Origin of the sequence: Halorubrum sp. Ib24, from assembly GCF_002252745.1 — an archaeon.
Taxonomy (GTDB): domain Archaea; phylum Halobacteriota; class Halobacteria; order Halobacteriales; family Haloferacaceae; genus Halorubrum.
This window is the reverse complement of the sequence record NZ_NHOX01000043.1, coordinates 50,009-68,402: the sequence shown is the minus strand read 5'-3', so window position 1 is coordinate 68,402 and position 18,394 is coordinate 50,009. Positions and strand designations below refer to the sequence as shown.

Below are 18,394 nucleotides of genomic sequence, written 5' to 3'. Positions count from 1 at the left end.
CCTCACGGTCGCCAGCCCGGGGTTAAAACGTCACGGGAACGGGGCGGTGGAGGGCCTCAGCCCCCCTACTCGAACTCGTCGAGCGTCGTCGCCATCGCCCCGCGCACCTCGCTCACGAGCCCGTCCGGGTCGAGGTCGAGCACGTCCGCGGCCGCGCGTCCGACGCGGTCGGTGGCCGGCTCGGGCGCGTACACGCCGAGGCGCCACTGGTTGCGCTGTGCGGTCCGGAGCGCGGAGACCAACGGCGACTGTCGCTCCAGCCGGCGGATCTCGCCGCTGACCGTCACGCGGGCGGTCGACTCCCGCATGGACGGCTCCGGCGGCACGTCGAGGATCACGTGCTCGCGGTCGACGCCGGCCTCCTCGGCGATCTCGCGCTCCAGGCCGACCTCGGCGTCGCGGTTCCGGCTCTCGTAACGCGCTCTGGGACGTCGTATTCGTTACTCGGCCCAACACGCCAGACTTAGTAAGAGGTCGCGCTCGTCGTAGCGCGGGAGAGGCTCGCCGGTCGGCCCGGCATGCGGAATCGGCGGCGAGGAGTCGTGGTCGTCCATGCGCCGGAGATCGGTCGCCGTCGTCGCTGTCGCGTCGAGCAGGTCGCTCGCGGACCGCCGCAGCATCGCCTTCGAGATGCGCGCGACGTGGTGCGTGTAGACGACCGGATTCATCAGCGCGCGGGCGAGCAGGAGGCTCTCCGCGGTCTGGACGTTCCCCTCGTCGAGGACGAGCTCCGGGCCGTCTCCGTCCGGGCCGACGCCCGCCGCGTCGCCCTCTCGCTCGACGAACGTCAGCTCGCGGACGAACCGCTCCGTGTCGATGGTGCCGTACGGGACGCCGGTGTGGTAGGCGTCGCGCACGAGGTAGTCCATGCGGTCGACGTCGAGCTCGCCCGAGACGAGCCCGGCGTACGTCCCCTCGCCGGCGACGAGTCCGGCGATCCGGTCCGGGTCGAGGTCGCGGTCGCGGAGCACCTCGCCGACCGCGCCGGTCGCGAGCAGCTCGCCGACGTCGTCGTGGTACTTCCCGGTCCGGCGGTGGGTGAGCGACTCCAAGTTGTGGCTGAACGGCCCGTGTCCCACGTCGTGGAGCATCGCCGCCGCCTCGATCCGCTCGGCCCGCTTCCCGGCGATGCCGAGGTGGTCGAGCGCCCGGCTGGCGAGGTGGTAGACGCCGAGGCTGTGCTCGAAGCGGGTGTGGTTCGCGGAGGGGTAGACGAGCTGGACCGTCCCGAGCTGTTTCACGTGGCGGAGGCGCTGGACCGCGGGGGTGTCGATCAGCTCGGCGGCGACACCGTCGATCTCGATGTGGTCGTGGACGGTGTCCTTGACCGTGATCATGGGGAGCGGTTCGTCGGCATCTGGTAAAAGGAGTGGGAGGGCCGGCGGCGGCCGGCGGGAACCGCGGCTATTATTTATAAGGGTCGTCCGCAAAGGTCGGTGTATGTACGAGTTGCTCATCGGGATCGATAACGCGACCGACAGCCGCGCGGTCGCGCAGGCGGAGGCCGTCGCCGACCTCCCGCACGCGGCCGACGAGACGAAGGCGACCCTGTGTCACGTGTTCCAAGACAACCCCGAGGGAGCCTCTGTCCACCAGCTGTCCGCGGTGCGGCGCGCCCGGGAGACGCTCGAAGCGGCGGGGGTCACCTGCGTCCACTACGAGGCGAGCGGCGATCCGTCCGACGAGTTGCTCTCGGCCGCCGTCGACATCGACGCGAACGCGATCTGCGTCTCCGGTCGCAAGCGCCGACCGTCGGGGAAGGCCGTCTTCGGGAGCGTGACGCAGGACGTGATCCTCGGGAGCGATCGACCGGTGTTCGCGGTGCCGGCGCCGCGGGAAGAGTGAGCGGGGACGACTGATCGGGGACGACTGAACGGGTTACGTCCGCGTGCCAACGGTCCGGAGCCCGAGCACGTCGCGCGCGGCCTCGCCGACCGCGTCGACGTGCTCCGGCGGACAGTAGACGCCGAGCGTCCAGCGGCGGCGCTCGGCGCTCCGCAGCCCGCCGACGAGCTCGGAGGCGTCCTCCAGCCGCTGCGGGACGCCGTCGACGACGACGGTGGAGCCGGACTCCTTCAACCCGGGCCGAGAGGGGACGTCGACGACCACCGCCTCGCGGTCCAGTCCGACGGCGTCGGCGATCTCGCGCTCGGCGGCGACCTCCTCGGCGTGACCCGCGTCGACGGTTCCCGCCGGCACGTCGGCCAGCCCGACCCACACCGCTCGCTTGTAGAGGTCGCGGCGCTCGATGCGCCGGCCGAGCTCGGGGACGGTCTCGCGGAGCTCGACGAGCAGGTCGTGGTCGGCCATGCGGCGGAACGTCGCAACGTCGGCGTCGGTGCGGTCGAGGTAGCGCTCGCAGGCGCGCTCCAGCATCGCGCCGGCGACCCGCGAGACGTGGTGGCGGTAGACGACCGCGTTCATCAGCGAGCGGGCGACGAGCAGGCTCTCCGCGGTCGGGACGTTTCCCTCCGCGAGCACGAGCTCCGCCCGCTCGGGATCGACAGAGCCGGAGTCGCTGGCTCCGTCGCTCCCGGCCGAGCCGCCCTCGCCCGCCAGTCGGAGCTCGTTGACGAGCCGTCCGGTGTCGACCGTGCCGTACGGGACGCCCGTGTGGTGGGCGTCGCGCACGAGGTAGTCCATGCGGTCGACGTCGAGCTCGCCCGAGACGAGCGCCCCGAGCCCGCCGTCGCCCGCGATCAGCGAGGCGACGCGTTCGGGGCCAAGCCCGTTGCGCTCCAAGACTTGGCACACCTCCCGGTCCGCGTCGGTCAGCAGCCACGCCACGTCGTCGTGGTCGCGCCCGGTCGCGCGCCGGATGATCCCCTCGGTCTGGTGCCCGTACGGGCCGTGGCCGGCGTCGTGGAGGAGCGCCGCCGCGCGGACGTGAGCCGCGGTGTCGTCGTCGAGGTCGAACCCCTCGACGGCGCCGCGCGCGAGGTGGTAGACGCCGAGGCTGTGCTCGAAGCGGGTGTGGTTCGCTGAGGGGTACACCAGCCTGACGGTGGACAGCTGTTTGATGTGGCGCAGTCGCTGGAAGGCGGGCGTGTCGATCAGTTGGGCGGCGAGGTCGCCGAGCCGGACGTGACCGTGGACGCTGTCCTTTATCGCCTTCATCGTCCGGGCGTCGGCCGCAGACTGGTTGGTCGTTTCGACTCGGCGCCGGCGTCGGTCGGGGGGCGAGCCGGCCCGCGGACGACGCGGGCTCGGGGCGGCGACCGTCCGGGGCGGGTACTTCGTCGACGATCTCGACGTCGACGCTCCTACTAAGGCCCGGACGACGGAGCCGCCGACGCCGGCCGTCGCGGCGCGACCGTCCTCCACCGCGAACAGGTCGTCCTCGTCGACGTCGAGCTCGTCCGCGAGCTCTTCGACGGTGAGCCCGGCGTCTCGCCGGGCCGCCGCCACCTCGTCGCCGTAGCCGGAGACGAGGTACGGGAGGCGGTCGGACTCGTAGCTCGTGCCGTCCTCCTCCCAGTGCTTGGAGTCGCCGGTCACGGAGTCGTACATCTTTGCCTGCTTCCGCGCGAGCTCCTTCTTCCGGCTCTCAGATCCGGACGACTCGGCGCTGGCGCCGCCCGGGCTCCCCCCGGAGCTACCGCCGCGACTGCCGCCAGAGCCGGAGCCGCCCCCGCCCTGCGGCGCGTTGCCCGCGTCGTCGTGCGGCCGGCAGTCCGAGCACACCAGCAGCTTCGCGCCGGCGACCGTGGCCCGCTGGAGCTTCGTGGTCTCCCGCCCGCAGAGCTCACAGGCGTCGCCGTCGTCGCCGCCGCCGCCACCGCCCGTTGAGTACTTCGTCATACCGCGAGTGGTAGACCCGGACGGTTAAAAAGTCGTGGAGGGGCGGCCCATCGGGCGAGCGGCGGGTCGACGGCGACTGTCTCACGCCCCGCCCGGTCCGAGGTACCCCCACGCGAGCAGTCGGTCGCCGTCGCCGTCGACCCACCGCTCGCCGATGTCGTCGCGGTAGTACATGTTCGGCATCACGACGTCGTCGATGCGACCGTACGCCTGCTCGCGAGCGGCCTGCATCGTCTCGCCCGTTCCGGTGACGACGATCGGCATCCCGCTCTCGCCGGCGGCCCGCCACTGGCCGTCGACCCGCCTCGCGTCTTCGAGGTGGATTCCCTCCCTGCTCTCCGTCTCGAACACCACGGCGGCGTTCCGCGAGTTCTCGTCGTACGTCTTCTCGTCGTCGAACGGGAACGGCGGGAGCACGATGCGCACGGCGATCTGGTAGCCGTTGTGGACCTCCACCTCGGGGTCGTTGCCGTGCGCGAGGTCGTAGAAGAACTCGCCGGTGGACGACTCGATCGACTCCTCCTGTAACGCGATCGTCGGGTACCCGAACCGCGGCGTGAACTCCAGCGGGTAGATCCCGTGCTCGTTCACGATGCAGTTGATGTCGATACTGCCGACGTACCCCTCGTCGGCGAGCCAGCCTTCGATCTTGCCGAAGGTTTCTTCGAATAACTCGTTCTGGCCCGCCCAAAACATCGAAGTCCCCATCTCGCCGGTCGAGGGACCGATGTTCCCTGGGAACAACTTCTTGTGCTCGAAATTGAAGTTGACCTGGTCGATGAACTCGTCGCCGTTGAAGAAGCCGCAGATAGCGATTTCAACGCCCTCTACTTTGCGTTGCAGCTGGAAGCCCTTCATCCGGTGGCCCCACGCCTTCTTGTACGCGTTCAGGACGTCTACGACGTCGCTCCCGTCGCCCTCGTTCCCGACGTACAGCAGCCGCTTGACGTTCTGGACCTCGCCGAGCGGTTTGATGACGTACGGGGCGGGGTTCTCCTCCACGTGTCGGATGCCGTCGTCGAAATCGCGGAAGACGTGGTGTTCGATCGTGTTGACGCCGTGGTCTTCGAGGACCTCCATCGCGTACCCCCGGTCCTCTTCGAGGCGGTCGGTGTTCGGCGTCCCGCCGACGACGGCGTTCCCGTTCTCGCGGAGCTCCGCGGCGAGCGCCCCGGTGCCGACGTCGGAGCCGACCCAGATGTCGTCGAAGACGACGACGTCGGCCCAGTCGACCTCGGCCTCCCAGTCGTCGGTCTTCCGAACGAACCCGTCGCCGATCTCCCGGTCGCTCTCGGCCTCGATGTAGTACTTCACCTCGTGGCCCTCGCGGTGCACCTGCCAGGCGAGGTCGGTGATCAGCGCGGCCTCGGCCGAGACGAACAGGAAGCGAGCGGGGTCCATACGGCGGTCTCACGCGGCGAGGACTTGAGTGTGGGTGTCGGTCCCGCGCTACTGTCCGACGACGTCCGGTTCGAGCGCGCCGACCGCCTCGAGGATCGTCTCGACGTCCCCCTCGTCGACGCCGTTCTCCCGGAGCGCCTCGCCGAGGTAGGTCGCGACGCGACCGAACGCCTCCGCCGTGACTCCCATCCCCTCGTGTGCCTCCCGCATGTCGGCCCCCTCGTACGAGACCGGGCCGCCGGCGACGGCGCTGACGAACTGCACCTGATGGGCGTACAGCGCCTCCCTATCGACGCCCTCGAAGTACGGTTCGAGGAGCGGATCGTCGAAGACGCGGTCGTAGAAGTCGGACACGACGGCCTCGACGGCTTCGCGACCGCCGATGTCGGCATAGATCGATTGGCTCTCGGTCATCAATTCGATCGCATTTCTTGCGGCATAAGACTGGTTCGAAAGAACATGTTCGGTGATATCGTCCGCGATCCGCCGGGCGGGCGACGCGTGCGTGTCGAACACGTTCGGGTGAATCCTGATCCGCGTGGCGGCCGGCGATCCGATATGCGACACGAACGGCTCGACGCGCGACGGACATCGGCCGTTCGAGAGCCCGACGACGGTTCGGCCGACGAGGAGTCGGCCGACGGCGACTTCGAAGATCCGGACCACGTCCGGCGGCAGATACTGGGCCGAGCGGAGCGGATCGAGCGCCGCGAGGTCGCGGAGGCGATCTCGTCGCTCGAGGCGCGCGGCGGCCTCACCGACGAGCAACGCGAGACGGTCCGTCTCCTCGGAGCCGCGATAGCCCGGGAGCTGACGGCGGCGCCCGAGTCGGCCCTAGAGGGAACCGCGCGGGACGAATCGGCGGCCGTTCGGGCCGTCGCGCGGTTGGTCGACATCGAGAGCGAGTAGCCGCGACCCCGCCCCTACGCCTCGACCTTCGGGAACTCGGCGACGAACTCGTCCGCCGCCTCCTGCCGGACCTCGTAGCGCTCCTCGTCGAACGCGGGCACCTCGGCGGCCATCTCGTAGTACAGGGGCTTCGGTTCGTGGTCGTTGACGATGGTGAGCGTCTCGCCGGGTTCCATCCCGTCGAACTCCTCGTGGATCCGGTCGTGTCTGTTCACCGGCGGAATGTCGCGAACGTCTAGTCGTGGCATGCGTCCGAGCGTTCGCGACGCCTCCGCATCCGTGTTGAGACGAACACGTTCGGGCACAGCCACACCCCGCCGAGACCCGTGGATCCGAACGTGACGGGTTCATCGACGCAACCGATCGAACAGGACGCGAACAGCCCCCGCCGCTCGCACGGCCGATGCGGCTCGTTCCGCGGAGGTGAGTGACGTGCCCGCGACGAGCCTCGACGCGGAGCGAACCTACGACGAGGAGCGGTTCTCGACGAGCGGCGTGTTCCGAAGCGACCGCTCGAAGGTCGTCTGCGGCTACTTCGAACCGGGGCAGTTCATCCCCGTTCACGCCCCCGAGAGCGACGTGACGATCGCGGTCCAGTCCGGCAGCGGAACGGTTCGCGAGGGCGACACCGAGCACCCTGTCGCTCCCGGCGACGTCGTCGTCGTCGAGGCGGGGACCGAGCGCGGCGTGAAGGCGGACCACGACGCGCGCCTCGAAGCGGTTCTCGTCACCGCGCCGCCGCCGACCGGCGCGGAGCACGACCCGGTCCGGGAGGGGATCCGACGCGGCGTGTTCGACCCGCGAACGGAATCAGAGTAAGACCCCTCGGTGGGAGAGCGGGGCCGGTCGCGTCCGCCCGATCGTTCGGTTCGCCCGCTCACCGACGGTCTAGGCGCTAAACTTCGTGGAGACGGGGCGGGGGGTCACGCAGGCGTTGGTGGGGTACCGACCCGGGACGACCGGCCACTCGACGTCCACGTCGACGCGTACGATAGAGGGCATATGTAACAAAATCACTGTATTTTTGTGATATAAAAACTATTCTTCATACTTTTAAAATGCGGGTTGTTTTTACCGGGTTTTTCCCTCTGAAGAGGACACCTTTTTATTCGAGGTGACGGAAGCCCCGGACGACACTGAATGATTCAGAAGACAGACCGCGAGTGGTGGCCGAGCCAGTTGAACCTAGAGATACTCGACAAGAACGCCCGCGACGTCGGGCCGTACGACGACGACTTCGACTACGCGGAGGCGTTCCGGTCGCTCGACCTCGACGCGGTGAAGGCGGACCTCGAGGAGCTGATGACGAGCTCGCAGGACTGGTGGCCGGCCGACTACGGCCACTACGGACCGCTGTTCATCCGGATGGCGTGGCACAGCGCCGGGACGTATCGGACGGCCGACGGCCGCGGCGGCGCGGCGGGCGGTCGGCAGCGGTTCGCCCCGCTCAACAGCTGGCCGGACAACGCGAACCTCGACAAGGCGCGTCGGCTGCTCCTCCCGATCAAACAGAAGTACGGCCGCAACCTCTCGTGGGCCGACCTGATGATCCTCGCCGGGAACGTCGCCATCGAGTCGATGGGGTTCAAGACGTTCGGCTTCGCCGGCGGCCGCGAGGACGCCTTCGAGCCCGACGACTCCGTCTACTGGGGCCCGGAGAGCGAGATGGACACGCAGGAGCGCTTCGACGAGCCCGGTGAGCTCGACCCGGGGCTCGGCGCGTCCGTGATGGGGCTCATCTACGTGAACCCGGAAGGGCCGGACGGCAACCCCGACCCCGAGCTGTCGGCGAAGAACATCCGCCAGACGTTCGACCGCATGGCGATGAACGACAAGGAGACGGCGGCGCTCATCGCCGGCGGTCACACGTTCGGGAAGGTCCACGGCGCCGACGACCCCGACGAGCACCTCGGCCCCGAGCCGGAGGCCGCCCCCATCGAGGCGCAGGGCCTCGGCTGGGAGAACGACTACGGCAGCGGGAAGGGCGGCGACACGATCACGAGCGGGATCGAGGGCCCCTGGACCGGCTCGCCGATCGAGTGGGACATGGGGTACCTCGACAACCTGCTGGAACACGAGTGGGCCGCCGAGAAGGGGCCCGGCGGCGCGTGGCAGTGGCTCCCGGTCGACGCGGACGACGTCGAGAGCGCTCCGGACGCGCACGACCCCGACGAGGAGGTCACGCCGATGATGCTCACGACGGACGTGGCGCTGAAGCGCGACCCCGACTACCGCGAGATAATCGAGGAGTTCCAGGAGAACCCGATGGAGTTCGGCATGAACTTCGCGAAGGCCTGGTACAAGCTGACCCACCGCGACATGGGCCCGCCGGAGCGGTTCCTCGGTCCGGAGGTCCCGGACGAGGAGATGATCTGGCAGGACCCGATCCCGGAGGTCGACCACGACCTGATCGGGGACGCGGAGGCGAGTGATCTCAAAGGGGCGATCCTCGACACCGACCTGACGACGCGACAGCTCGTCAAGACCGCGTGGGCCTCGGCGTCCACGTACCGCGACAGCGACAAGCGCGGCGGCGCGAACGGCGCGCGCGTCCGGCTCGACCCCCAGCGCGGCTGGGACGTGAACGAGCCGGAGCGGCTCGACGCGGTGCTGGCGACGCTCGAAGAGATTCAGACGGAGTTCAACGCCTCGCGCACCGACGACGTGCGCGTCTCGCTCGCCGACCTGATCGTGCTCGGCGGCGCCGCGGCGGTCGAGCAGGCGGCCGCGGACGCCGGCCACGACGTGACGGTCCCGTTCGAGCCCGGGCGGACCGACGCCTCGCAGGAGCGGACCGACGTCGACTCGTTCGAGGCGCTCGAGCCGCGCGTCGACGGGTTCCGGAACTACCTCGGCGACGGCGTCGACCACCCGCCCGAGGAGCTGCTCGTCGACAAGGCCGACCTCCTGGACCTGACCGCCACCGAGATGACGGCGCTCGTCGGCGGCATGCGCGCGCTCGGCGCCACCTACGAGAACACCGACCGCGGCGTCTTCACCGACAGTCCCGGCACGTTAACGAACGACTTCTTCGTGAACCTGCTCGACATGGGGACCGAGTGGCGGCCCGTCGAGGCGGGCGCGGAGGACGCCGACGTGTACGAGGGGATCGACCGCCAGACCGGTGAGGTCGAGTGGGAGGCCACCCGCCTCGACCTGATCTTCGGCTCGAACTCCCGGCTCCGCGCCATCGCGGACGTCTACGGGAGCGAGGACGCCGAGGAGAAGCTCGTGCGCGACTTCGTCGACGCGTGGACGAAGGTCATGCGGCTCGACCGCTTCTATCTCGAATAGGTCGCGACGCCGCGCTCGTCGCGGATGCCGTTTTCATCCGCGCGATCGGTCGTCCAGTGAGCGAACCGATTCCGTCAGTCGGCGGTTTCGCACTCTACGGTGAGTCCCCCGCCGGCGTCGAGAACCGCCCCGGGACCGACGGACCGGGAGCGGCGGCGGCGGTGCCCCGATCGTCCGAAGAACTTTATCAATTACCGTCGATCACTGTAGAATGGCGCCCCGTGACGGGGAGCCGGGGGGAGATTCGTCCGCCGGCGAGAATTCCGAGCCAGACGCCGAAGTAGCGCTGAGTGACGTTCGATCTCCGTTGGCGTCGCGGCCGATCGCCGCGTTCCGGTCGCTCGACCGTCGCGGCCTGTTCACCGTCGCACTGCTCGTTGGGGGGGTTCCGTTTGCGGCGAGCGCGGTCATCGCATTCCGAGGCGGGTTCGGACTCCGGTTCCTGCGGACCGGGTCGGTCTACGTTTGGACCGTCGGGCTGTTCGTCGGGGGACTTACGTTCGGGTGGTGGGCCAAGCGATACCCGGAACTGTGGGTGACACTCAGACCCGTCTTCGACGTACCTGAGAACGAGTATCGAGCCGTCGTTCGATCTCGGATCGCCGAGATGTACGACCTCGGGCGAGTCCTGCTGTGGTTTCCCGTCGTCCTGCTGTCGGGCGTGATCTACGATTTGGTGTTGGTCGGGGCCCCGTACGTGATCTACGTACGGAGCGCGGATCCCCTGGTTTCCGTCGCCGCTCCGACGGTGCGTCTTCCCTTCGACGTGTACGCCTACTCGCTGAGCGTCATCAACTACGCGTTCGGCATCGTGAGTCTGGTGGGACTCCTGATAGCCGTTCACGTCGCGGTAATCCACGTCCGCTTGGTCAGCGACGTAATGCGTCTGCGAATACGAGACGTTCGAACGGCCGCGGTCGAACTCACGCCGCTCGCGCGGTTCGACGTCGTCATCTCGTTGGGGTGGTTCGCCTCTCTGACCTTCGGGATGGTGATCTTGATCGCCACCGAGTACGATCCTTGGACGGATCCGCTGTTTCTATCGACGTTCCTCCTCGTGTTCCTGTTCGGCGTCGTCCTGTTCGCGGTCCCGCAGCTTTCGATCCACACCGCCCTTCAGTCGGAGAAGCGGACGCTCTTGGGCGAGATCGACGCGAAGTACGAGCGCATGTACGAAGACCTCTCCAGTACGGGCGATTCGGAACACTCGTCCGAGGAGGTCTCGACACGGTTGGACGTCCTCGAGGCCCGTCGGCGGAACGCGACGGAGATCCGAACGTGGGCGTACGACCTACCGGGCGTGGCGTCGCTCCTGGTCTCGTCGGTGATTCCGCTGATCCTCCAGTTCGGCCAGATGATCGCGTGACCGGGGTGTGTCACGGGATGCGATACGCCCGCTTGCTCGCGTCGCTACCGCAACGCCGCATGAACCGGCGTGAGTCTCGGTCGTCAACACCCGGGCGCGTGTCAATGGCCGTTTCGGGTGACCTGATAGCGCGGGAGACCGCCTCTGAGGCTCCGGCCGCGAGAACGCGCGCGGGCCGGGAAGCGTTCGGCTCGCCTCACCACACCGGCGCGAGCAGTACCGCGACCGTCGCCGAGATGAAGACGAGCTTCAGGGCGGTGTTGACGGCGATCACCTTCGTGCCGAACTCGGCGCCCCAGATCCCGTACTGGAAGGGGATCGAGCGCCGGAAGGTGGAGACGGCGAACGAGAGGATACCGCCGATGAGCAGGCTCGCGACGGCGGTCCGAGTGGTGAACACGCCGGCCTCGGTCCCGGCGAGGGTCACGGCCCCGGCCGTCGTGTCGAGCGTGTAGACGGCGATCACGGGGACCGCGGCGCCGGGCAGGCCGAGGACCCCGGTGATCGGCTCGGCGACGCTCGTCAGGGCCTCGACGTCGTAGTTGGTGACGAGCGCGATCACGAGCGTGTACACGACCGCGAGGCGCGGGACGATCCGGCGGAGGGTCGACCACGACTTCTCGCCGGCCTCCCGGACGCGTTCGCGGCTCGTGCGCTCGTCGTCGTCGGGCCCGCTCGCGTCGACGTCGGCGAGCGCGGCGCGGTCCACGTTGCGCTCCGAGAGCAGGGCGCCGCCGGCGAGCACGCCCGTGACCGTGATCGCGAGGGCGATTCCGGCACGGGCGGAGACGTAGACGACTCCCGTCTCCGCGCCCAGGATCGGGATCAACACCGGGATGTAAAACGTGAACACGTGCTGGACGAAGCCGAAGAACGTGTTGATGGTGACGGCGACGAGCGTCGCTCGGTCGTCGAGTAGGCCCGACTCGCGGTACTCGGCGAGCGTAGCGTAGCCCGCGGTCGTCGACGCCGCGGTCGTGAGGATCGCGGTGCCGACCTCGTCGGGGAGGTTCGCGGGCCGGGTGAGCCACCCGGCCAGCCCGGCGACGTACCGGATCACCCCGAACGCGACGGCGACGTTGGCGGCGAAGACGCCGATCGCGATGAACGCCGCGATCCGCGCGAGCCGCGGGGCGACCTCGGCGAGCGGGGCGACGACCTCGGCGGCGACCGATTGCACGACCGGCGGTACGCGACCGCCAACCTAATGGGCGTCGAAACGGGCGGACGGGCGAGCGGTTTCGGAACGGCCAGCGATCCGGGCCGGCGGCCCCCTCGGACCGCCGAGCGATCCCGATTCGACGGCCGTCCCGGACCGCCGAGCGCTCGCGGGGCTTATGAGACCAGCGCGCGAACCCCTCGCCGATGGCACCCGCGGAGGACGACATCTCGATCGAGGAGAAGCGCGTGTACGCCGGGACGGCGGACCGCACCGACGCGTACGTCGCCACCGGGAACGGGGTCGTCCGGGTGGCGCTGTCGGCGGACAAGGTCGGCGCGTTCGACATGGTCGCCCGCGATCCGGCCCGCGACGTCGCCATGCTCCCCCGCGACGGCGACCCGGACCTCGTCGGGATCGCGACGGCGGACGGCCTGCGAGTCGCCCGCGTCGACGACGACCCCGAGTTCGGCCGGAGCGCGGGCGACGCGGCCCCGGCGGTCGCGGTCGGCGCCCACGACGGCGCGTTCCTCGTCGCCCTAGAGGACGGCGGGATCGATCGGGTCGCGGTCGGTGGCGGGGACGCCGGCCCGACCGCGGGGGTCACCCGGCTCGGGTCCGTGTCGGAGCCGCGCGCGGTCGACGGCCCCCTCGTCGCGGCCGCGGACGGGGTGCACCGGGTCACCGGGAGCGAGGGCGCGGGTGAAGACCTCGCCCTCACCGCGGTCGGCCTCGACGACGCCCGCGACGTCGCCGGCGCGGGGATGCCTCTCGCAGCGACCGGGTCGGGGCTCTACTGGCTCGGTAACGGCTGGATGACGGCGCTGGAAGGGACCGCCGAGGCGGTCGCGGCCGACGGCGACGGCCACGCGCTGGCGGTCGTCGACGGCGAGCTTCTGGTCCACGCCGGCGACGCGTCGGGGGCCGGGGCCGTCGCGTGGGACGCCGAGACGTGGCGACTCGCCGACCTCCCCGTGGACGAAGAGGCCGTCGCGCTCGGCTACGGGCCCGGGATCTCCGTAACCGTCACCGCGGCCGGCACGCTCTGCGTCGACGCGGGGGACGGCTGGCGACACCAGGTGGTCGGCGTGCGGGACGTCGCGGGCGTCGCGCTCGCGGTCGTGGAATAGCGTGTCGATCGATTATAAACGGTTGCTGCCGCGGTGAGTATCTAATAAGATCCGACCGTTCGTTTATAAATAACTGCTGGTGGCGGATCGATGGTGTCTGCCTGCAAAGCCCCAGCAGTGAGGCGGTCACACGCTCGCTGCGCGCTTCAGTCGCTCGTTTCACTCGCTCCTTCCAGTGCTTACATCGCCTGTGACCGCCTCACGGCTGCCCCTTTGAGTCCCGCCCCGCACGGCACCGCGGCCTCACACCTCCCCAGCCTCGCGGCTCCCTTCGGTCGCCGCGTCCCTCGCGCGTGCTCCTCGCGCCCGATGGGCGCTCGGAGGCACGCGCCGACCGCAACGTTCGTTTATAAATGAGCGACCGTCTCTGACCCGGCTCCCCCTACGCGGTCGGCAGCTGGATCTCCTCGCCGTCGGCGTAAACGATGGGGTTCCGGAGGATCCCGTCGAGGTGGATCGGGGCGTCCGTCTCCCCGCCGATCCCCGCGTCGTCGCCGATCGCGATGTGGACCGTGCCGCCCGCCTTCTCGTCGAGCAGGACGGAGCCGACCAGTTCGTCGACGCCGACGTTGGTTCCGATCCCGAGCTCGGCGAGGTTGTACGCGGCGTCGCCGACCGACTCCGCGGCCGCCTCGACGTCGGCGCGGATCGCGTCGTCGTCGATGCTCGTGACGAGACCGTCGTCGACCTCGAAGGCGAGCGTCTGGTCCTCGTCGAGCAGGCCGTGGGGCATCATCGCCCCGTCGACGACGAACGTCCCGGTCGCGGTCTCGGGCGCGACGAACACCTCGCCGGCCGGCAGGTTCGAGAAGTCGCCCGGGTCGCGGACCATCCCGGTGTCGGAGAGCCACTCGCGCTCGCCGATCCCGAACGTGATATCGGTGCCCTCGGGCGAGGTCACGCGCACTTCGTCGGCGCCGCCGACCTGCGCGAGGACGTCGTCGCACGCGGCCTCGATGGCGGCGTAGTCGGCGTCGAGCCCGGTCGCGAACACGTCTTCGGTGATACCCGGAAGCGTCGCGCCGCGGGCGCCGGCGTCGCAGGCGGCCCCCCGAGCGCGGGTGTGGCTGAGGCTCTTCGTCGTCGGCGCGAGGAAGACGTCGCTCTCGGCCATCGCGGCCGCCACGGCGCGGCACGGCTCGGTCCCCGTGCTGCTCGGCCGGCGGGTACGGAGGACCGTCGCGTCGTCGTGACGGCGGTCCGCGGCCGCCGTACCAGGGCCGCGCCGATCGGTTCGCGTTCGTCGTCGGTGACGACGACGACCGACTCGTCTTGCGCGACGTTCAGACACTGGTTCACGGCGGTCTCCGCCGCCTCGGAGAGGGTCGGTGACATACGCGATGATCGGTTCTCACGGGCGTTAGGCCTTCGGGTCCGCTTTATTTACTCTCTTACGAAACTCAGTTACATTGTCGGGTCGTCCGAATTTACCGACCCGTTACTCACGCCGTAGTTAATTTCTTGCCAGAATACTCGAAAAGATTATGCCATTACGGAATGGAGTGAACGCCATGATACGCGTGGGCGTCAACGGCTACGGCACGATCGGTAAGCGGGTCGCGGACGCGGTCGCGGCCCAGCCGGACATGGACCTCGTCGGCGTGACGAAGACGACCCCGAACTACGGCGCCGAGGCCGCGATCCGACGCGGCTACGACCTCTACGCGGCGATCGAAGACCGGATCGGCGAGTTCGAGGACGCGGGCGTCGGCGTGACCGGGACGCTCGCCGACCTGCTCGACGCCGTCGACGTCGTCGTCGACTGCTGTCCCTCCGGGATCGGCGAGCGCAACCGACCGACGTACGAGGCCCACGACGTGCCAGCGGTCTACCAGGGCGGCGAGGACGCCGCGATCGCCGACGCCTCGTTCAACGCCCGCGGGAGCCACGAGGGCGTCTGGGACGCCGACTCGCTCCGCGTCGTCTCCTGTAACACCACCGGGCTCTCCCGACTCCTCGCGCCGCTCGACGAGACGTACGGCGTCGAGAAGGCGCGCGTGACGCTCGTCCGCCGCGGCGGCGACCCGAGCGAGACCGACCGCGGGCCGATCAACGACGTCGTGCCCGATCCGAAGACCGTCCCCTCCCACCACGGTCCCGACGTGAACACGATCCTCCCGGGCGTGGACGTCGACACGGCCGCGCTGAAAGCGTCGGTCACGGCGATGCACACACACAGCGTCAACGTGACCCTCGAGGCGGAGCCGACCGCCGCCGCGGTCGCGGCCCTCCTCGGCGGCGAGGGCCGCCTGTTCCTGATCCCCGAGCGGGCCGGGATCGACGGCGCCGGCGCGCTGAAGGACTACGCCGCCGACGTCGGGCGACCGCGCGGCGACCTCTGGGAGAACTGCGTCTGGGAGGAGTCGATAAGCGTCGAGGGCCGAGACCTCTACCTGTTCCAGAACGTCCACCAGGAGGCCGACGTCGTGCCGGAGAACGTCGACGCGATCCGGGCGCTGGCGACGGACACGCCCCGCGCGGAGTCGATCGCCCGGACGGACGAATCGCTCGGGATCGGCCTCGAAAGCCTGCTCTCCGACGGCGGTACCGGGCGAAGCCCGCTCACGGCCGACGACTGACTCGCTCCGCGCCGGCGACGGCAACTCTCACTCCGACGACGACTCTCACTCCGACGACGGCCGCGTCACGAGAAACGTTCTCCCGCCGCGGCGCTCCAGTGCCACCTCGCTCCCGCGCACGCGGTTCGTACGGACGCGGTCGGCGATCCGGTCCGTTCGACAGTCGGTGACGTCCACGCGCGTCGGCGTCGCGTATCGGGGCCGATCGTGTGTACTCGCGCTCATACCTCAGCGTTCGGGGGGATCGCCCGTATAAGCGAGCCATGCCCGGAGTGAAAGTGAAAGTAAACTCATCGGCGGCGAACGCCGACGATCCCGGCGGCGCGGACTTACCGACGGAGCCCCGCCTCTTCGTCCCCCTCGACGAACCGGACGGTGAAGTAGTCGTACCCGCCGTAGGCGGCGTCGAGCGCGCCGAGCCACCAGTTCCAGCGCTCGACGACCGAGGAGCCGTCGGGCGCGTCGTCGAGGTGATCGACCACGCCGTCGACGGTGAGCGCGTGCCCGCGGTCCTCGGAGGGTCGACCGGAGTCGGCGAGGTCGCAGGCCGCCCGGGCGACCGCCCGCCGCTCGGCCTCGGTGCCGCCGAACGCTTCCTCCAGCGCGCTCTCTAGACGCGTTCTGTCCATACCCGGGACTAGGAGAGCCGGGTATATGAGTCGCGTGGTAGGGGGTGACACGTCCGGTGTCGACGAGGGCATGCCCGAGGCCGCCTTCAGGGGTTACAGCCGCGCCGCGAGCGCGAGGAAGAGGAGACTGAACGGCGCCGTCAGGAGCGTCAACAGCGCGCCGGCGGCGCCCTCGCCCGTCGCGACGGCCATCGTGACGCCCACGACGAGCGAGGCGGAGCCCAGGATCGCGAGGATGACGCGTTCCGGGACGCTGGCCCGATCGGGACCGTCGCTCCGTGCGAGCGCCTCCTCGATGCCCCGCTCGATGTCGTCCGCGAGCTCGGTCGGGACGAACAGCCACGGGGTCGACCGGTACCACGCGTTCCCGCGGTAGGCGAGCAGGAAGACGGTCGCCCACGGGAGGTCGATCCGCCGCGTTCGGACCACGGCACCGAGGTCGTCCGAGCGCGTTCGGTCGTGGCTCCTGTCCGTCCGCTCGATCGTCCCGGCGGTCGGGTCGAGCCGCAGATCCGTCCCGCGCGAGCCCGCCATCATCGGAAGGAACACGAAGAGCGAAACGAGCATCGGGGCGAACCCCGAGAACAGCGACGGCGAGGCCGAGAACGGACCGGGGCCGATAGCCGCCACCGCCACCGCGAGCACGGCTCCGGCCCCGGCGACCGTCCAACCGGCGCGGAAGCGAGCGGGGTCGAACGAGTAGTCGCCGAACTGCGAGAGGAGCTCTCGGCGCCGCTCCGGCGAGGTCCGGTCGTACGCGACGACCCAGTAGAGCAGCGACATCGGGCCGCCGACGAAGAGGACGACGGCCATCGCCCACGTCGACGACGGCGGTCCCTCCCCGCCGAGCAGGGAGGCGGCGACGCCGACGCCGACGAACAGCAGCGCGGCGAGGACGAGCCCGCCCGCGGTCACGGTCGCGCCGAGCGCCAGCGAACGCAGGCGCTCGAAGCGGACCGGGCCCCATTCGACGGCGCGATGCGATTCGGCGGCGGAGTCGGTCGCGTCGCTCTCGGCGGCGGAGTCGGGGGTGTCACTCTCGGCGACGGAGCCGGCGGTGTCACTCTCGGCGGCGGAGCCGGCGGCTGCCGAGACCGTCTCCTCGGCCGAGGAGGGCGAATCGGAAGGCACGCCGTGTGTATAGCGCGCTTGATGTGTTAAATCCCGACGCCCGGGCCGTCCCGGCGAATACTTATTCCGCGGACGGCTACCCGAGGGCATGACAGACTGGCACGCCGTCGGCTACGGGTTCGTCGTGATGCTGATCGCCGGGCTGCTCGCGACGTTCGCCCCAGTAGTCGGCCACGTCGGTGCCGGACTGATCGGCGGGTTCGTCGCCGGCTACGTCGCCGGCGGGGGGCTCCTCTCCGGGACGTGGCACGGCCTGCTGGCCGGCTCCGTGAGCGGGGTCGTCGTCACCCTCCTGCTGGCCGCGTTCGGCGGCCTCGTGGGGCTCGCCGGCGGGCCGGTCGGGAGCCTCCTCGGTGGCGCGGGGGTCCTCGTCGTCGGCCTGTTCCTGACGTTCCTGTTCGCGATCGACTCGGCGCTTGCGGGGGCGATCGGCGGCGTGCTCGGCGACTGACCGGATAAATAGAAGCGGAGCGAACGGCGACGCGGTCGCCGGCGTTCAGGCGGACTGCGCCGCGTCGAGCACGGCCTCGTAGTCGGGCTCGTTCGTCGGGTCCTCGGCGACCCAGTCGTAGACGACCTCGCCCGCCTCGTCGAGCACGAAGACGGCGCGATTGGCGATGCCGTGGAGCCCCAGTTCGGCGATGTCCATCTCCAGGTCGTACGCCCGGATCGCGTCGCCGCCCATGTCGCTCACGAGGTCGAACTCGATGCCGTGTTCCTCGCGGAACGCGCCCTGCGAGAACGGGGAGTCCGCGCTGATCCCGAAGATCGTCGCGCCGGCCTCGTCGAAGGCGTCGGCGTGCTCCTGAAACGCGACCATCTCGTTCGTACAGGGCGGCGTGAACGCCCCGGGGAAGAACGCGAGCACGACCGCGCCGTCGCCGAGGTGGTCGTGAAGCTCGAACGGTTCGTGGTCGCTCGTACCGATCTTCGCTGAGATGTCGGGTGCGGTGTCACCAGTAGAAACCATCGGCACGCAATACGTGCGATTCGGT

At 69.8% G+C, this 18,394-nt stretch carries 17 protein-coding genes and 2 pseudogenes; 8 read left to right on the top strand and 11 right to left on the bottom strand.

Translation table 11 applies throughout. The annotated features are described in order from the left end of the window. Positions 1-65: 65 nt before the first annotated feature. Positions 66-1,337: pseudogene (locus DJ82_RS12480) on the bottom strand (HD domain-containing protein). A 103-nt stretch (positions 1,338-1,440) separates the two neighbouring features. Between DJ82_RS12480 and DJ82_RS12475 the strand changes: the two are divergent. Further along, positions 1,441-1,845, top strand: coding sequence for a universal stress protein (locus DJ82_RS12475; protein WP_094581949.1), 405 nt, complete (start codon positions 1,441-1,443; stop codon positions 1,843-1,845). Positions 1,846-1,878: 33 nt separating this feature from the next. Here DJ82_RS12475 and DJ82_RS12470 read toward each other — a convergent pair whose 3' ends face one another. The 3 genes from DJ82_RS12470 to DJ82_RS12460 form a co-directional block, all read right to left on the bottom strand. Continuing rightward, positions 1,879-3,117: an HD domain-containing protein gene (locus DJ82_RS12470; RefSeq protein WP_094581975.1), complete on the bottom strand. Its 1,239-nt coding sequence runs from the start codon at positions 3,115-3,117 to the stop codon at positions 1,879-1,881. A gap of 765 nt (positions 3,118-3,882) precedes the next feature. Then, complete coding sequence (locus DJ82_RS12465) at positions 3,883-5,202, bottom strand: phosphoribosylamine--glycine ligase (protein ID WP_094581948.1); 1,320 nt, start codon at positions 5,200-5,202, stop codon at positions 3,883-3,885. 48 nt (positions 5,203-5,250) lie between these two features. Then, entirely contained in the window at positions 5,251-5,616 is a 366-nt protein-coding gene (locus DJ82_RS12460) for a group 1 truncated hemoglobin (protein ID WP_094522545.1), read from the bottom strand. Between the two features lie 144 nt (positions 5,617-5,760). Between DJ82_RS12460 and DJ82_RS15035 the strand changes: the two genes are divergently transcribed. Then, a complete protein-coding gene (locus DJ82_RS15035) occupies positions 5,761-6,111 on the top strand; it encodes a glutamyl-tRNA reductase (RefSeq protein WP_198948059.1) in 351 nt (116 codons plus the stop codon). Positions 6,112-6,125: 14 nt separating this feature from the next. On the opposite strand, the gene DJ82_RS12450 is transcribed toward DJ82_RS15035, so the two are convergent. Further along, positions 6,126-6,359 (bottom strand): DUF2249 domain-containing protein, encoded by a 234-nt coding sequence (locus tag DJ82_RS12450; protein WP_094522543.1) that lies wholly within the window; start codon positions 6,357-6,359, stop codon positions 6,126-6,128. Between the two features lie 184 nt (positions 6,360-6,543). Here DJ82_RS12450 and DJ82_RS12445 point away from each other — a divergent pair, with 184 nt between their 5' ends. From DJ82_RS12445 to DJ82_RS12435, 3 genes are all read left to right on the top strand, one after another. Beyond that, positions 6,544-6,930: a cupin domain-containing protein gene (locus DJ82_RS12445; RefSeq protein WP_094581947.1), complete on the top strand. Its 387-nt coding sequence runs from the start codon at positions 6,544-6,546 to the stop codon at positions 6,928-6,930. Between the two features lie 321 nt (positions 6,931-7,251). Further along, entirely contained in the window at positions 7,252-9,405 is a 2,154-nt protein-coding gene (gene katG / locus DJ82_RS12440; RefSeq protein ID WP_094581946.1) for a catalase/peroxidase HPI, read from the top strand. Positions 9,406-9,616: 211 nt separating this feature from the next. Continuing rightward, positions 9,617-10,771, top strand: a complete 1,155-nt coding sequence (locus DJ82_RS12435; protein ID WP_094581945.1) for a hypothetical protein — start codon at positions 9,617-9,619, stop codon at positions 10,769-10,771. Positions 10,772-10,967: 196 nt separating this feature from the next. Here the strand turns inward: DJ82_RS12435 and DJ82_RS12430 are convergent, their stop codons facing one another. Further along, positions 10,968-11,951, bottom strand: a complete 984-nt coding sequence (locus tag DJ82_RS12430; protein ID WP_094581944.1) for a nucleoside recognition protein — start codon at positions 11,949-11,951, stop codon at positions 10,968-10,970. Between the two features lie 185 nt (positions 11,952-12,136). On the opposite strand from DJ82_RS12430, the gene DJ82_RS12425 reads away from it, so the two are divergent. Next, positions 12,137-13,060 carry a hypothetical protein gene (locus tag DJ82_RS12425; RefSeq protein ID WP_094581943.1) on the top strand — a complete coding sequence of 308 codons (924 nt, stop codon included), beginning with the start codon at positions 12,137-12,139 and terminating at the stop codon, positions 13,058-13,060. Between the two features lie 382 nt (positions 13,061-13,442). On the opposite strand, the pseudogene DJ82_RS12420 reads toward DJ82_RS12425, so the two are convergent. After that, a pseudogene (locus DJ82_RS12420) lies at positions 13,443-14,395 on the bottom strand (aminopeptidase). Positions 14,396-14,571: 176 nt separating this feature from the next. Between DJ82_RS12420 and DJ82_RS12415 the strand changes: the two are divergent. Then, positions 14,572-15,639, top strand: coding sequence for a type II glyceraldehyde-3-phosphate dehydrogenase (locus DJ82_RS12415; RefSeq protein WP_094581942.1), 1,068 nt, complete (start codon positions 14,572-14,574; stop codon positions 15,637-15,639). A gap of 45 nt (positions 15,640-15,684) precedes the next feature. On the opposite strand, the gene DJ82_RS12410 is transcribed toward DJ82_RS12415, so the two are convergent. The 3 genes from DJ82_RS12410 to DJ82_RS12400 form a co-directional block, all read right to left on the bottom strand. Continuing rightward, entirely contained in the window at positions 15,685-15,864 is a 180-nt protein-coding gene (locus tag DJ82_RS12410) for a hypothetical protein (RefSeq protein WP_094522527.1), read from the bottom strand. Between the two features lie 104 nt (positions 15,865-15,968). After that, positions 15,969-16,268, bottom strand: coding sequence for a hypothetical protein (locus tag DJ82_RS12405; RefSeq protein ID WP_094522525.1), 300 nt, complete (start codon positions 16,266-16,268; stop codon positions 15,969-15,971). 93 nt (positions 16,269-16,361) lie between these two features. Further along, entirely contained in the window at positions 16,362-17,399 is a 1,038-nt protein-coding gene (locus DJ82_RS12400; RefSeq protein WP_094581941.1) for a hypothetical protein, read from the bottom strand. 88 nt (positions 17,400-17,487) lie between these two features. Here DJ82_RS12400 and DJ82_RS12395 point away from each other — a divergent pair, with 88 nt between their 5' ends. Continuing rightward, a complete protein-coding gene (locus tag DJ82_RS12395; RefSeq protein ID WP_094522521.1) occupies positions 17,488-17,850 on the top strand; it encodes a DUF5518 domain-containing protein in 363 nt (120 codons plus the stop codon). Between the two features lie 45 nt (positions 17,851-17,895). Here DJ82_RS12395 and DJ82_RS12390 read toward each other — a convergent pair whose 3' ends face one another. Next, the gene (locus DJ82_RS12390) at positions 17,896-18,369 is read right to left on the bottom strand and encodes a redoxin domain-containing protein (protein ID WP_094522519.1); all 474 of its coding nucleotides are present in this window, start codon (positions 18,367-18,369) and stop codon (positions 17,896-17,898) included. Between the last annotated feature and the right edge of the window lie 25 nt (positions 18,370-18,394).